Source organism: Aggregatibacter valvarum (genome assembly GCF_980468985.1).
Window position 1 is genome coordinate 1,878,121 of record NZ_OZ413141.1, and the last position, 14,289, is coordinate 1,892,409.

14 protein-coding genes are annotated in these 14,289 nt (G+C 43.3%); 2 read left to right on the forward strand and 12 right to left on the reverse strand.

Translation table 11 applies throughout. The annotated features are described in order from the left end of the window. Positions 1-29 precede the first annotated feature (29 nt). Positions 30-647 carry a MarC family protein gene (locus tag AC30SF_RS08910; RefSeq protein ID WP_021615505.1) on the forward strand — a complete coding sequence of 206 codons (618 nt, stop codon included), beginning with the start codon at positions 30-32 and terminating at the stop codon, positions 645-647. Positions 648-649: 2 nt separating this feature from the next. After that, the gene (locus AC30SF_RS08915; RefSeq protein ID WP_489608212.1) at positions 650-1,282 is read left to right on the forward strand and encodes an HI_0552 family protein; all 633 of its coding nucleotides are present in this window, start codon (positions 650-652) and stop codon (positions 1,280-1,282) included. A 30-nt stretch (positions 1,283-1,312) separates the two neighbouring features. On the opposite strand, the gene AC30SF_RS08920 is transcribed toward AC30SF_RS08915, so the two are convergent. From AC30SF_RS08920 to AC30SF_RS08975, 12 genes are all read right to left on the reverse strand, one after another. Beyond that, positions 1,313-1,498, reverse strand: a complete 186-nt coding sequence (locus tag AC30SF_RS08920) for an anti-sigma factor family protein (protein WP_489608213.1) — start codon at positions 1,496-1,498, stop codon at positions 1,313-1,315. Beyond that, entirely contained in the window at positions 1,498-2,088 is a 591-nt protein-coding gene (locus AC30SF_RS08925; protein ID WP_489608324.1) for a sigma-70 family RNA polymerase sigma factor, read from the reverse strand. Before AC30SF_RS08925 ends, AC30SF_RS08920 begins: the two co-directional genes overlap by 1 nt. Before the next feature lie 181 nt (positions 2,089-2,269). Beyond that, on the reverse strand, positions 2,270-2,560 hold the full coding sequence (locus AC30SF_RS08930) for a hypothetical protein (RefSeq protein WP_489608214.1): 291 nt from the start codon (positions 2,558-2,560) through the stop codon (positions 2,270-2,272). Positions 2,561-2,802: 242 nt separating this feature from the next. Next, complete coding sequence (locus AC30SF_RS08935; RefSeq protein ID WP_489608215.1) at positions 2,803-4,776, reverse strand: LTA synthase family protein; 1,974 nt, start codon at positions 4,774-4,776, stop codon at positions 2,803-2,805. Positions 4,777-4,845: 69 nt separating this feature from the next. Beyond that, complete coding sequence (locus AC30SF_RS08940; protein ID WP_489608216.1) at positions 4,846-5,505, reverse strand: NAD(P)H-dependent oxidoreductase; 660 nt, start codon at positions 5,503-5,505, stop codon at positions 4,846-4,848. 139 nt (positions 5,506-5,644) lie between these two features. After that, positions 5,645-6,760, reverse strand: coding sequence for a protein adenylyltransferase Fic (gene fic / locus AC30SF_RS08945; protein ID WP_489608217.1), 1,116 nt, complete (start codon positions 6,758-6,760; stop codon positions 5,645-5,647). Between the two features lie 166 nt (positions 6,761-6,926). Then, positions 6,927-8,636: a flotillin family protein gene (locus AC30SF_RS08950; protein WP_489608218.1), complete on the reverse strand. Its 1,710-nt coding sequence runs from the start codon at positions 8,634-8,636 to the stop codon at positions 6,927-6,929. A 35-nt stretch (positions 8,637-8,671) separates the two neighbouring features. Next, complete coding sequence (locus AC30SF_RS08955) at positions 8,672-9,334, reverse strand: YqiJ family protein (protein WP_489608219.1); 663 nt, start codon at positions 9,332-9,334, stop codon at positions 8,672-8,674. Positions 9,335-9,356: 22 nt separating this feature from the next. Beyond that, positions 9,357-10,025 carry a PspA/IM30 family protein gene (locus AC30SF_RS08960; RefSeq protein WP_489608220.1) on the reverse strand — a complete coding sequence of 223 codons (669 nt, stop codon included), beginning with the start codon at positions 10,023-10,025 and terminating at the stop codon, positions 9,357-9,359. A 19-nt stretch (positions 10,026-10,044) separates the two neighbouring features. After that, a complete protein-coding gene (locus AC30SF_RS08965) occupies positions 10,045-10,545 on the reverse strand; it encodes a hypothetical protein (protein WP_209364074.1) in 501 nt (166 codons plus the stop codon). A gap of 204 nt (positions 10,546-10,749) precedes the next feature. Beyond that, the gene (cydC, locus tag AC30SF_RS08970) at positions 10,750-12,408 is read right to left on the reverse strand and encodes a thiol reductant ABC exporter subunit CydC (protein WP_489608221.1); all 1,659 of its coding nucleotides are present in this window, start codon (positions 12,406-12,408) and stop codon (positions 10,750-10,752) included. Beyond that, on the reverse strand, positions 12,401-14,149 hold the full coding sequence (locus AC30SF_RS08975; RefSeq protein ID WP_489608222.1) for an ABC transporter ATP-binding protein/permease: 1,749 nt from the start codon (positions 14,147-14,149) through the stop codon (positions 12,401-12,403). The genes cydC and AC30SF_RS08975 overlap by 8 nt, the downstream gene beginning before the upstream one ends. Positions 14,150-14,289: the final 140 nt, after the last annotated feature.

The window sequence follows — 14,289 nt, forward strand, 5'->3', positions numbered from 1 at the left end:
TATTTTCCACTTTTTTATTGGAGTTGCCAATGTTTGATTCTCTCGTCGTTCAATTTGTCGTGCTATGGGCGGTTATTGACCCGATTGGCTCCATTCCTGTCTATTTAACCAAAACCGTTGGATTATCCGTAGAAGATCGCCGAAAAATCGCACGTAAAGCCGTGATGATTTCCGCCGGTATTTTGATTTTCTTCCTCATCGCCGGACAAGCCTTGTTAGAAGCCATGCAAATTCCCCTCACCGCCTTCCAAATTGCCGGCGGTTTGGTGTTATTGCTGTTCGCCTTGACCATGATTTTCGGTGAAGGCAAACCGGAACAAGAAATTAAACTTTCATCCAATCTCAACGAACTGGCTGTTTATCCGTTAGCCGTGCCGTCTATTGCCTCACCCGGCGCCATGATGGCGATTGTGTTGCTCACCGACAACCATCGTTTCAGCCTGTTCGATCAAACCATGACAACCTTAATCATGCTTTCTGTGTTGTTGATTACCTATCTTTTATTCCTTGCCGCCAACCGCATTCAACGCTGGATTGGTAACACCGGCGCAGCGGTGATTAGTCGCGTCATGGGATTAATCTTAGCCGCCGTTGCCATTAACAATATGTTGGTGGGCATTCGCGATTTCTTTACACAAATGAGTTAAACATGAACCTAATTAATGCCAGTGCTTGTGAGCTGTTTAATCTTCCTTTTTTCCAATTTGCTCAAATGAAAAAATTTTGCCCGGAAGAGATTCCGCGCATTAAAGCTGACTATAAAGCCCATTGGGAAAACTGGAAAGCGACCATTTTGCAAGCGTCCACAGAACTCGGTGCGCCTTTTGCTAAACCGCATATTGAAAGTTGGACGAATGGGTGGCAGGTACGCGGACATTTTTTTGCTTATTTTAAGTATGAAGATCATCTTAATTCCGCGGCGATTTTATCGGTATTATTAAACTCTCGCCGTTTGTCCGTCAGTTTAGATTGGCACTGCTATCGCGCCGATCGTTCACAAATTAATGTGCAACAATATAACCAATGGCTCGAAAATGTGGACTTTACCACCTTTGCAGAGTTTGATATTTGGCGCGGTGATGAAAGCGAATACGATGATTTTCGTCAAGTCAAGACGCTTTCGCCGGCTGATTTAACGCTACGTTCTGATGAGGATTTTTGGTGCATCGGGCGAAATGCAGAAAAAGCCGAACTGGATTCACTGGATGCGACCCAATTTATCGTCAATAGCATTCGCGAACTCTTACCGCTTTATGAAGCCTGTCATCGCAAGTCAGCATAGAAAACACAGTCACCACCTCGTGAGGTAAATTTAGTCTCGACGTTCTCCTTGTACAGAAAACGTTCGCATTAACTGATGCATTTTATGACAATTTTTATGAAACGCTCGGCAATAAGGACACATCGCCAAATGCAGATAAACTTGTCCTTGTTCTAATAGAGACAAGGGGTTTTCTTGATGCTTAGAAATTAATTGAGTCACTTGACGACATTTCATTATTTCTCTCCGGCGTTATCCGTATGATCAAACCAATGGTGGGACAAACACGCTTGTAATTGTAAGCGGGCGCGGTATAGCAACACGTGCAAATTAGAGGTGGATAACTCACATTCTTGGCAAATTTGTTCACTTTGCATATCAAAATATTCTCGCATCATAAAAACACGGGCTTGCTGTGCCGGCAGATGATCCAAGCAGGCTTCAAAAATAATCCAAAACTCTTTTTTATATACCTGTTCTTGGGGTTCTTCCCACGTAGAGGGTAAAAATCGACTACGATCCCAGTGTCCTTCTTGATCAAAAAACACATTGGGATCATCGTCATCGCTCACCTCTGAAACCGTCACCACACGCTGCCGATACTTCAATAAATCAATAATCTGATTTTTCAAAATGGCAAAAAACCACGTTTTTAACGCAGCTGCACCTTTAAATGACGCCGCATGCTGATACGCCTTTGCCAGCGCTTCCTGCACCACATCTTCCGCCAAATCCTTATCGCGCAACTGCAGCAGTGCAAATTTTAACATTTGATCCCGAATCGCTTGTATTTGCTGAGATGAAATCGATTGAAACGCCAACGGCATCGTTGAAGACATAAGAAAATCCGTTTTATCTGTACTCATGAGTATTCATCATAATCCCATCTCTTTCACAAAGAAAGCCCATACCAAAGAATTCATGGATATGAATGATGTACTTTGTGAAAAGGCTTGTTTATCACAAGCCTTTTCATTCAAAAAGAAGATGAACCTTATTTAAAATAAGTTACATTTTCGGTTTCATAGGTTCATTCTCTTTCATGCCCTGTTCCATGTTATTTTCCATCATTTTTTTATCTGATTTCATCTTTTTCTTCATATCATGCTTCATTGATTTTCCTTCTTTCATCTTATCCATTTTATTATCCATCATCGGCTTGGCATCCTTCATGCTGTCCATTTTATGTTCCATTTGCTGTTCCATTGGTTGCATATTTTTCATTTCAGCAGAAACTTGAAAAGCCATTGCCATGCCAAGCACACCGGCTAATGTGACGAATGATGTCATTTTTTTCATAAGAAACTCCTTTAATCCTATTAAGATGTGTTGAATTTTTTTCATTAAGAAAAACCGTAAGAAAACGAATGCTTTCCTACATGCTTATTAGACGGAACTCGCCGATAATTTCTTACAAAAATTTTTATGAAAAAAGAGGTAATGGGAAGAGGATGAGCTGCGATGACAGAAAACAAAAAAGTGCGGTTAAAATCCACCGTGAATTTCTATCGGTAATTTTTACCGCACTTTTCCTCTTAAAATCAGCGCTTGCTTTCCGCCTGTTTAATTTCCGGTGTGGTGTATAAACGATGTTTATACAAATAGCTACCTAACAGCGCGTGAGCCAAGGCTTCTTTGACCATACTTTGTGGTACGTCTGCTTCCGTCAAGGTTTCGGTAGCTTTGTCGTAACGGTAAGTTTTCGCACCCACTTTCGGGAATTGAATCACCACGTCATTGCCACGCATCAGTGCCTGCACTTGGTCGTATTGCATAATGGCGCGGTTTGGATCATTTGGTTTAGTGAGGTCATAACCGATCATCGGGTAATCGCCACTAATGCCTGCCAGAGAAAGCAAGGTAGTCGGCATATCGAATTGGCTAACCAAACGATTATCGCGACGCGGTTCGATGCCTTCGCCCAAAATCAATGCCGGAATATGGAAATGCTTAATTGGCATCAAGCTGGCGCCAGCCACCCGAGAGTCGTGGTCGGCAATCACTAAGAAAATCGTGTCTTGCCAATAATTAGAGGCTTTTGCGAGTTTGAAGAAATGCCCGATCGCATAGTCTGCATATTTTGCCGCATTGTTGCGCGTGGCTTTCGGTTGTTCGTAAAGCTCGATTTTGCCATCTGGGAATTCAAACGGATCGTGGTTGCTGGAGCTGAACACGAGGCTAAAGAACGGCTTGCCTTCTTTGTGTAATTGGGTAAACGTCTCATTGGCTTTAGTAAACAAGTCTTCGTCGCTCACGCCCCAAGTCCCGGTGAAGCTTGGGTTTTGATAATCCATTTGGTCGATAATGCGCTTAAAGCCGTTTCCGTAGAAAAAGCCCGCCATGTTATCAAAGTGCTTTTCCCCGCCATAAATAAAGGACGTATCATACCCCTGTTGGCTTAATAGTTGTGCCAAGGTGAAGAAACCGCGTTGGCTGTTGTTAAGTTTAACCACAGCACGTGCCGGCGTTGGTGTGAAACCAGCGGTAACCGCTTCAATACCGCGTACGGAACGGGTACCGGTGGCATATAAATTATCAAACAACCAGCCTTGCTGTGCCAACTTGTCAAATTCCGGCGACAATGGTAAACCGCCTAGCGTACCGATAAATTGCGCGCCAAAGCTTTCTTCCAAAATAATCACGATATTTCTCGGTTTGCCTTGGTAAGTGGCTTGGTTACGGGTCAAGGTTGGAATTTCCTTGGAAAGATAAGCCTCTGGCGGACGGCTTCCGCTGTTTTTCACAATGGAGAGCATTTCTTCTACCTCCATTTTGCCGTAGGCTTCGGAAGAGGTACCTTCGTCTTTAAATTGCTGCGCCGCATAAATTACAGAATAACCTGAATTCAGCACCAAAGAGTTCACCATGGCATCAGAAGAAAACGCCACCATGGCCGGGTTAATCCCGCGGTGTTGAAAACTGGAACGCGCACCGAGAAAACTCAAGGCAATCACCAACAACGCGACCATAGGCCGCCACGTCCAACGCATTGGTGTGATATTGCGCACCGCCCAACCGGCCAGTTTCCAATACACCACCACGGCAATCAACGTAAAAACGAGGCTAAAAATGACCGCACTTAAATGCCCTTCCATCAGCATGGAAAACACTTCTTTCGGGTAAATCAAATATTCGATGAACAGACGATTCGGGCGGTAATCATAGGTCTCAATAAACGCCGGTGTCGCCAGTTCCATAAACACGATAAACACACTGCCGGCCGTCAACCAAAAACGCAAAATATGCTGCCAAATGCGCCCTAACGCGTTTTGATGATATAGCAACACGGTCAATAATGCCGGCACGCCGAATAAATAACACAAAGACACCACGTCCATGCGTAAGCCTTGCAAGAATAACTGCCCCCAGCCATCCACCGCATTGACCCGATCTAGTTGCCATAAAGACAAACCGAGACGGGACAGGGTGAAGACAATGAGATTCACCAAAGAAAAGAAAAAAATCGGGAACAGCAGAGAACGCGGTTTGCCTGCCGTAAATAAATGTCGTGACATTTCAGTCTCCAAAACGTAAAAAATCTGCTCTTTTAAGCCATGACAACAAAGAGCGGATTTGAGAAAAAATTATTCGATCCAATGTACAATCTCATTGAGTGGCTTGCGGGATTTCGGGCGAATGTCTTTGGCACGATAACCAAACGTCACCGCAACGGACACCGCATATTTTTCTGCGTCATACGCACCGGTTTGCGCCAAAATACGGTTGACTTCGGCATAGTTAAACCCTTCGATCGGGCAACTGTCGATACCGATTAAGGCCGCACCCGTCATCATGTTGGCAAGGGCGATATAGGTTTGTTTGCTCGCCCAGTCAAATAAAGTGCGGTCGTTTTCCAACACGTTTATGTGTTCTGTTTGAAAGCGTTGATAGGTTGCCATATTGGCTTGCATTTGTTCTTCCGTTAAGCCGCGACGTGCAAGGTTTGCACGAAAATCCTCAGAATCGTAACGCATATGTTTATTCGCCAAAATCACCACCACATGGCTGGCATCATCTAACTGCGTTGCCATGCCCCAACTCACCGATTTTAAGGCTTGGCGTAATTCGGGATTTTGCACCACTAAAAATTGCCATGGCTCGGATCCTACGGAACTTGGCGACAGGCGTCCAAGTTCTAAAATATAGTCAAAATCTTCTCGGCTGATTTTGCGCTCAGGATCGTAATAACGTGTTGCGCAGCGAAAATGGAAGGCATCTAATACTTGTTGTTTAGTAGCAAACATTGAATTCTCCTTTGTCATCATAAATATCAGGCGGTAGTTTACGTTTGTTTAGACGGAATCACAATATAACGCCCAAAATATGACAACAAAGTAGAATCACATGATTTCGGTGGAAAGAAAAAGTGCGGTGATTTTTTATTTAATTGGTTGCATAAGGTGTAAATACATTATTCTCACCTCTCAGCAACTCCATTAGTTTCGGATGAATAAATAATTTATCCCTGCCCACAGATTGCTCACTTAAAACCCCTGCATCGCACAAATCTTTTAAATATTTAGACGCGGTTTGTCTTTTAGCAATGCCTGCTCGTTCTAAATTTGCGATGCGAGTATAAGGTTGCTCAAACAGTAATTCGACTAATTCTAAACTGTAAAGATGAGGCAAAGATTGTTGAATGTAACGTTTTGTTTCAATAGACAAGGCTTTGATTGCCTCAATTTTACTCAACGTCCAAATTGCCGTCTCTTCAATCCCTTTTAAGAAATATAACAACCAATCTTGCCAATTTTGATTGACAGTGACATCCAACAACAAGCGGTAATAATCTGCTTTATGCTCAATAATATAACGACTTAAATATAAAATCGGCAAATGAAGAAGTCCTTTTTCAATCAGCAATAAACTATTTAACACTCGCCCTGTTCGCCCATTACCATCTAAAAAAGGATGAATAGCCTCAAATTGATAATGCGCAACCGCCAAAATAATCAACGGATCCAACGCTTCATTGTTATGAATAAACGTTTCCCAATTTGCTAGTTTATCCCGAATCAGCCGCTCTCCTTCCGGTGGCGTGTAAATAACCTCACCATTCACACCATTGCGTAATGCCGTTCCGGTTACCTTCCGAATATCCATTGCGCGTCCTTTTATCTCACTACATACCAATACGGCTGTTTGTGTACAAAGTGGACGCTCCTTTAAATTCTCAAATCCAGAAAATAAGGCTGTTCGATATTGCAATGCTTCTTTGGTCGCCGCATCATTTTCTTCACTATCAAGCTGTAATGACCGGAAAAGTTTATCTGTTGTGGTTACAATATTTTCAATTTCACTACTTGCACGCGCTTCCATAATCGGCAACGTATTGATTAACATCGACTGATTAGGGATAAGCTCAGCCGCTTGTTTTAACTCCGCTAATGCCGCTCTCGCTTTGATCGTTTGCTTTAAAACGTCTTTCGTTTCCAACTCTTCCGTCGGTGGAAGATCAGGAAGCTGATTAAACGCAAACGTCGGGCTCCATTGTCTCATCTTTAAAAATCTCATTTTTTTAAACAAATCCGAAGTATATGTTTATCAAATCAACATATCAACACAATAGGTTTAAAAATTCTCCATTTTTAAACATATGCGAAAAAAGCGGCTTGCTCTTCGTGTAAGTAGGATGGAATATCGAAATCCACCGCACTTTTCATCCTTATGATTCGTGGTTTGATTTTGTCACTTGTTGGTTAAGATTTTGAGTCAAACCATTGATGTCGGCACCGTTTAAGCCTAGCTCTTTTAGCAGATTATCCACCAGCGGTGCTTGTCCGCGATAGCGTAATGCGCTGTTTACAAGCTGATCAGATAAACTGGCCTGTGAAGCGACTTCACCCTGCTCGGCAGATGTCGCGGTACCAAACCCTCCAAGGCCGTTGACTTGCAAAATTTTAATATCGTCAATATTTTCCATTGGACGTACACTTTCACGAATAATGTCCGGTAAATGTTTCAATAGCGCAAGGCGAACTTGCATTTCTACTTGCTCAACGGACAAGACATTCGCCGCTTCATTGACGGCGCGGGTCCCTTCGGCATCCACTTTATATTGTTGTTCCAAGGCTTTGGCTAACAAAATTTTTGCATCCGCTTCCCCTTTGGCTTGTAAACGTTGTTTCTCCGCCTCGGCTTCCGCCACAATACGTAACGCTTCTGCACGATCGAATGCGGCTTGCTTTTCCGCCTCCGCCGCAACCGTGATCGCAATGGCATCTTTTTGCGCGATTTCTTGAGCAGCAATCAATTCAACGGCTTTGGCACGTTCCGCTTTTTCTGTTTCACGCACTGTGATAACACTTTCCTCTTCTCGCACAGCAGAGGCACGAGCTTTATCTGCCAGCGCTTTGGCTTCCGATTCGGCGCGTGATTTTTCTGCAACGGCAATGGCGCGATCTTGCTCGGCTAATTCAATCGCTTTTTTACGCTCTACTTCTGCGCGTTCAATTTGTTGATCTTTTTGAATTTTTTCATTTTCAATATCACGTTCCGCAAGAATGCGTTTTAAGTCCACTTCTCGAGACGCTGCGATTTTGACTTCTTCCGCTTCGCGTTTTTTCTGCGCTTCCTGTCCGGCAATTTCGGCATTTTGTTCCGCCCGACGTATCGCAATCTCACGCTCTTGTTCTAATTTGGCATATTCTTCTTCACGCAAAATTTGTAAACGAGTACGTTCGGCTTCCAAATTTTTGGTTTTTATCGCCAAATCCGTATCCTGTTCAATATCGTTACGTTTTTTACGGCGCACTTCGATGGTTTCCGTTAAGCGGGTTAAACCTTCCGCGTCAAAGGCATTTTGCGGATTGAAATATTCAAAACTGGTTTGATCCAAGCCGGTCAGCGAGACGGTTTCCAGTTCCAAGCCGTTTTTAAACAAATCTTCCGAAACCACTTGTTGCACTTTTTGCACAAAATCTACCCGTTTTTCATGCAATTCTTCCATGGCCATTTCCGCTGCAACCGCCCGTAAACTGTCAACAAATTTCCCTTCCACCAATTCTTTTAATTGCTCTGGTGACATGGTTTTCATCCCCAAGGTTTGCGCCGCCGTGGCAATGCTTTCCGCTGTCGGTTTCACTCGCACATAAAACTCTGCCGTTACATCTACTCGCATACGATCTCGAGTAATCAACGCCTGCTCTGCTGCGCGACGCACTTCCAAACGCAAGGTATTCATATTGACGGGAATCAATTCATGCAACACGGGCAAGACAATCGCACCGCCATTCATGATCACTTTTTCACCGCCAAAACCGGTGCGTACAAACGAGACCTCTTTGCTGGCGCGACGATATAATCGGGTAAGAATGAGGCCGAGAATTAATAATGCAATGAGTACAATGCCGGCAATAACGCTTATCAGTTCCATAATTTGTCCTTGTGTTTGAGAAAAATACGTCGTCGTTAATCAACCAAATTTCCATTCGGATTTTTGATTGCTTTAAAAAGATTATCTTGTAAAGAAATCAGTAACACCGTTTCGCCTTGCATGAGTGCGTTATCATCGTCAGGTTCGACCATGACATAATGTTGCTGACCGTAACCATCCTTTACGCGCGCTTGGGCGGGACTGCCTCGCTTTGCTGTGCCAAGTATCACCACCCCGACACAACCGACCAAACTTTCTTGGGTAACGGCGGTCGTTTCATCTTTGGGAAAGATGTGATAAACCCCGGCAGCCGCCATGCGCACCAACGGTAGGCTGGCAAACCAAACAATCACGGCAGCAACACAACCCTGCAAATAAAAACCGGAGAACTGATGTAATGCATATTGCAAGCTATAACCTAGTAAGCCAAACGTGGCGAGAAAAATCACCACTAACATTAATAGAGGCAACTTACCGACATATAACCAACTTAAAAATCGGATCACCACGCCACTGTCGGCGTAATTCAGCCCAATTTCTGCCTGTGTGTCCGTTAAGCTATCCGGTAAAAAACCATCGACCCACTCATTAATGCCACCCAGCATAAATGATGCCAGTTCAAGAATGCCAAGCAATAACATCAGCATAATGGCAATGCCGAAAATGCTATTTTGCGGTGCAGTAATCAGTTCCCACATAATATATCCTTATTTCAAGATGCTATTTGGCGGTTTTCAGTTGTGCTAAACGTTCTTTAATCCGATTCGTTCTGCTCACCTCTTCCAAATCCTTTAATTTAGCTAACTGTGACGGATCACGTCCTGCCATATGCAAGCCGGTTTGTCGCCCCATCAACCGATCAAACGCATTGGCGGTCCTTTCGGTATTACGCAAAATTTGATTTAATGTGGAACCGTCGCGCCCCTTGCCATGCGTTGCCGCTTGCGTTTGGCTTTGCTTCCAATCTTGAACGGCCTGTTGCATTTCACGTCGTTTCGCTTGCAATGCCACAATAAACCCTTCAAGCTCTTTTTCCTGCGCTGCACAGTCCGCCACCGTATTTTCCAACACTGGTAAGCGCGCCTCAATATCCATTTGTTCGGCAATCCCGATTTCCGCCAAGTCATCACGATTGGCTTTCAGTGCTTCTTGGATATCCGCCTGCAACGTTTCATGGCGATTGCTTTCATCCGCCATTTTTTTCGTGGCTAAATGCTTCTGCACTAAAACCTTGCCTAATTCCGACCGCACTTCATCTATTGCGCGCTCAATCTCGCGAATATTTTCATTCATCACCGCTTCCGGTGCTAAATTTTCTGCGGCATCTAAAATGGCATGAAATCCGCCACTGACCAAACGTCCGACACGACGAGCTAATGTTTCGCTCATATTCTACCTCCTTCTTTTTTTATTTTTCATCACGTTGACGAATAATGTGAGCCAAATTCAATGTGTTTTCCAGTTGGGCTAACACACTGTCATCGAATGCGGCCCCTTTCGCCGTCACCGCCAGTTGCAAAATGCTGTCAGTTAAACGCACAATACGCCACATGACTTCGCGCTCATATTTTTTTAACGCCTCTAACTCGCTTTCTGTCGGCACATCTGCGACTAATGTTGCGGTTAAATCCGGTAACAATTCAAATAAGCGCGCCAGAATGTGCGAATGAACCCCCAGCTCTTTTTCCGCATGTAACACATCGCGCTTGGCATTTTGTAAAAACTGTTCCGCTTGCGCTAAAGCGGTGCCGTAATCCTGCGGCTGTGTATAACTTTGCCGGGCTTGTTTTAATAATTCACGAATTTTTTCCGAAGGCGTATTTGCCCCTTCAACCTGTAAATTTGCAATAAAATCCGCATCTTCCTGAGAAATTCTCACGCTTATCGGAATTCGATTTGCTACGCTCATATTCAAACCTCATCATTTGTATTCATTTGAATACAATATACAGAGATCGTTTTCAAAAAACAACTGATTATTTAAATATTTTGCTATTTAGCGGATTTGCCGATAGAACACAGAAAAATACGCATAAAAAAAGTGCGGTGAGTTTTCTCAGCGTTTTAAAACACCGCAAAAACCCACCGCACTTTGACGTTCAATAAGCCTTAACTATGACATTCGTCCGTTAGCGATTGGAATAACTTGATCACAAATTGCCATGGTAGAGGCACGATGGCTCACTAAGATGATCAATTTTTCTGCTTTCACGTTTAGCAAGGATTGCAAAATCATGGCTTCGTTTAAGCTGTCCAGATTGCTGGTCGGTTCGTCCAACAAAATAATCGGTGCATTGTGCAAGAAGGCGCGGGCAATGCCGATACGTTGTTTTTCACCGTCGGAAAGATTGTTCCCCATTTCAGTGATTTTGGTATCGTAGCCTTCCGGCAAACTCATGATAAATTCATGAATAGAGGCTTTTTTCGCTGCTTCAATCACTTGCTCTTTTGTTGCCTTGCGGTTTGCCAACACAATATTTTCATACACCGTTTCATTGAAAATATAGGTTTGTTGGGTGATGTAAGCGATATTGTCGCGCAAATTCACCGTATTAATGTTTTTTAAGTCCGTATCGTTAATGCAAATACGGCCTTGTTGCGGATCGTAAAAACGCATCATTAATTTCAAAAGCGTACTTTTTCCGCTACCGCTGCGGCCGTGAATACCCAGAATTTGGCCTTTATTGAGCTGCAAATTCACGTCAGACAAAATTTGTTCATCCGCATAAGCAAAGCTGACGTTTTCTACGTTAATTTGCTGCACGTCAGTGATATTCACGCCGTTTTCTACGTCTTTTAATTCCGGCTGTTCTGCCAATAACGCCAACACACGTTCGCCGCTAGCGAGGGTTTGCAATAAGTTGTTGGACAAGTTACTTAAGGCAATTACCGGGCCGTAACTGGACATCAATAAAATCACACCAATGAGCAAGCCGGCAAAATCAATGTAATCGTAAGCAAAGAGCGTTAAGCCCACCAATAAAATCACGATATTGAAGAAAGACACCGCGATTTCGGTGAACGAACGCACGTTGCCTTCTTGTTGTTTAATTTTTAAAAAGGCTTGGTCGATTTTTTCACTGCGTTGGTGGATTTCCTGTAAGCGTTTTTCCTCGTTGCCGAAAAGTTGAATTTCTTTCATGCCACGAATGCTATCGAGGAAGAAATCGTTCATTTCGCCAACTAAGTCACGGTATTTGCGGCCATCTTCACGCGCCATTTGGGTGGTGACGATAGGCAAAATAATACCGACCGTGACATACGCTAAAAATGCCACCAACACGAACCACCAAGAAATATGCGCGAACACTACCAACAAGATACCGGAGGTTAAAAAGGCAATGGCGATCGGCGCGATGGTGTGTGCATAAAACACTTCTAGCAATTCAATGTCGTTGGTGACCAAGGAAAGCAATTGACCAGATTGTTTGTCCTGCAATTTTACAAACGCCAAACGACGTAATGCACTGAACACTTTGTCGCGTAACAACGCCAATAATTTGAAAGCGATGTAATGGCCGGACATTTGTTCCAAATAACGCAAAATGCCACGCGCTACTGCCAGCACAATAAGTGCGGTCAAAATTTGCGATAAATTTAAATGGGAGTGGAAATTAAGCAATTCCGACAAGCCCATCGCACCCAGCACCATAATGAAAATAGCGCTGAGGAAACCGAGGGTGCCCATAATGATGGTGAAACTCATAATATGCGCCAACGGCGTCACCAATTTCATAAGCTGCCACATAACGACAAATCCGTTCTTACGCATGATTTGCCCCCGTTCTGATATTTTCTAAGTTCTTTTGTTGATTAAACATTTCTGCATAAATTCCGTTTTCAGCCATTAAAGAAGCATGATCGCCCGATTCTGCCAAGTGACCGCTTTGTAACACATAAATTTGGTCGGCATTCACCGCATTCGCCAGACGGTGAGAAATCATGACGATAGTTTTTTCGTGTTTAAGCTGTTGAATAAATTGCAGAATGATTTCTTCACTTTCTACGTCGATGTTACTGGTGGCTTCATCGAAAACGTATAAGTCGGCATTGTGCAACAAGGCTCGTGCCAACGCTAAACGTTGAATTTGACCGCCGGACAAGTTGGTTCCGCGACTTAATAACATCATGTCCAACCCGCCGTTTTCACGGACGAAATTCGCCAAATTCACTTGTTCCAAGCATTGATAAATAGCGTCATCAGAAGCATCGGACAATGCCATCAACATATTTTCTCTGAGGCTGCCTTTGAAAATGTAACTGCTGTGGCTCACCAACGAAACATGGCGATATAAGGAATGACGGTTAATTTGTTTAATATCGACGCCGTTAAACAAAATTTCCCCTTGCTGCGCTTGATAAAAACCCATAAGCAAGGAAACCAATGTAGATTTACCGCAACCGCTTTTACCCACAAAAACTGTTAATTGCTTCGGTTGAATATCAAGGTTTAATCCGTTAATAGCCGGTTTTTCTGCAGAATAGGCAAAATGTAAATCCTTAATTTGCACGCTGACTTCATTTTTAGCCGGAAAATCCACCGCACTTTTATTTTCTTCTACCGGCGTATCTAACAGCGTAAAGATTTTTTCTGAAGCCGCCTTGCCATTCATCGCCACGTGGAAGAAAGAACCGAGTAAGCGTAACGGAATGAAAAATTCAGAAGAAAGTAAAATAAATAAAATGACACCGAAAATGCTTAAATTACCATCTTGGTATTGTAAAAGCGCCGTCAAAATTCCCAACGCCGCACCGCCGTAAGCCAATAAATCCATTAAAGAAACGGAGTTCAGCTGCATGGTCAGCACTTTCATGGTGATGGTACGGAAATTCTCCGCTTCGATGTCCATTTGTTTGGCTTTGTAATCGTCATCTTGATAAATTTTTAAGGTAATCAAGCCTTGTAGGTTATCCAAAAAACTACTGCCTAACCCGACATAAATAGACCAATATTTCGCCAATAAACGTTTAGCGATTTTATTTACCGCAATGATGGACATTGGAATTAACGGCACACAAACCAAAAGAATTAATGAGGTCGGTGCGTTAAAAAAGACCAGAAAAACAAACAACGTGAGTGGCGCAAGCAGGCTATAAAACAACTGCGGAAGATAACGACCGAAATAAATTTCCAGTTGTTCCACCCCTTCAGATGCCACTTGGATCACGGAAGAGGTAGATTGTTGGTTAACCTGATTCAGCGGCATGGAAGACAATTTTTGATAAATCAGCGTACGCAATTTATGCTTCACTTGCGTACTCGCTTTATAGGAGGCCTTCACCGCCATTTTCCCCGCCCAAGCACGCAACGCCAAACAAGCAACTAAAATGACGGTAAAAATGACCGCACTTTGTAGTGTAAGTGAGCGTTCAAACGCCCATTGCAAACAAATGGCAAATACTACCGCACTTATAATCCCGCCAATCAAAGCGACCCAGTTCCATAAGACATTAATAGCAATCCATTTTTTGCTATCTGCGACTGTGTTTATCAGTCGTTTATCTATCATCATGATAGAAACTCCTAAAAATAAAAAAGAAGTACGCCGGTAGCGTACTTTTGTTTAACGAATTCTGTCTTCCTCTCGACAACAGGCTCATTTCCTTGCAAAAAATTACTTTTCGCAAGTGACACCTGGTGACGATAAGCCGG

Bases quoted from the DNA above. Each gene is read 5' to 3' on its own strand.
- AC30SF_RS08965 (WP_209364074.1), bottom strand. From the start codon at position 10,545: ATGAGCGTAGCAAATCGAATTCCGATAAGCGTGAGAATTTCTCAGGAA.
- AC30SF_RS08950 (WP_489608218.1), bottom strand. From the start codon at position 8,636: ATGGAACTGATAAGCGTTATTGCCGGCATTGTACTCATTGCATTATTA.
- AC30SF_RS08915 (WP_489608212.1), top strand. From the start codon at position 650: ATGAACCTAATTAATGCCAGTGCTTGTGAGCTGTTTAATCTTCCTTTT.
- AC30SF_RS08955 (WP_489608219.1), bottom strand. From the start codon at position 9,334: ATGTGGGAACTGATTACTGCACCGCAAAATAGCATTTTCGGCATTGCC.
- AC30SF_RS08960 (WP_489608220.1), bottom strand. From the start codon at position 10,025: ATGAGCGAAACATTAGCTCGTCGTGTCGGACGTTTGGTCAGTGGCGGA.
- fic (WP_489608217.1), bottom strand. From the start codon at position 6,760: ATGAGACAATGGAGCCCGACGTTTGCGTTTAATCAGCTTCCTGATCTT.
- AC30SF_RS08975 (WP_489608222.1), bottom strand. From the start codon at position 14,149: ATGATGATAGATAAACGACTGATAAACACAGTCGCAGATAGCAAAAAA.
- AC30SF_RS08925 (WP_489608324.1), bottom strand. From the start codon at position 2,088: ATGCCGTTGGCGTTTCAATCGATTTCATCTCAGCAAATACAAGCGATT.
- AC30SF_RS08910 (WP_021615505.1), top strand. From the start codon at position 30: ATGTTTGATTCTCTCGTCGTTCAATTTGTCGTGCTATGGGCGGTTATT.
- AC30SF_RS08940 (WP_489608216.1), bottom strand. From the start codon at position 5,505: ATGTTTGCTACTAAACAACAAGTATTAGATGCCTTCCATTTTCGCTGC.
- AC30SF_RS08920 (WP_489608213.1), bottom strand. From the start codon at position 1,498: ATGAAATGTCGTCAAGTGACTCAATTAATTTCTAAGCATCAAGAAAAC.
- AC30SF_RS08935 (WP_489608215.1), bottom strand. From the start codon at position 4,776: ATGTCACGACATTTATTTACGGCAGGCAAACCGCGTTCTCTGCTGTTC.
- AC30SF_RS08930 (WP_489608214.1), bottom strand. From the start codon at position 2,560: ATGAAAAAAATGACATCATTCGTCACATTAGCCGGTGTGCTTGGCATG.
- cydC (WP_489608221.1), bottom strand. From the start codon at position 12,408: ATGCGTAAGAACGGATTTGTCGTTATGTGGCAGCTTATGAAATTGGTG.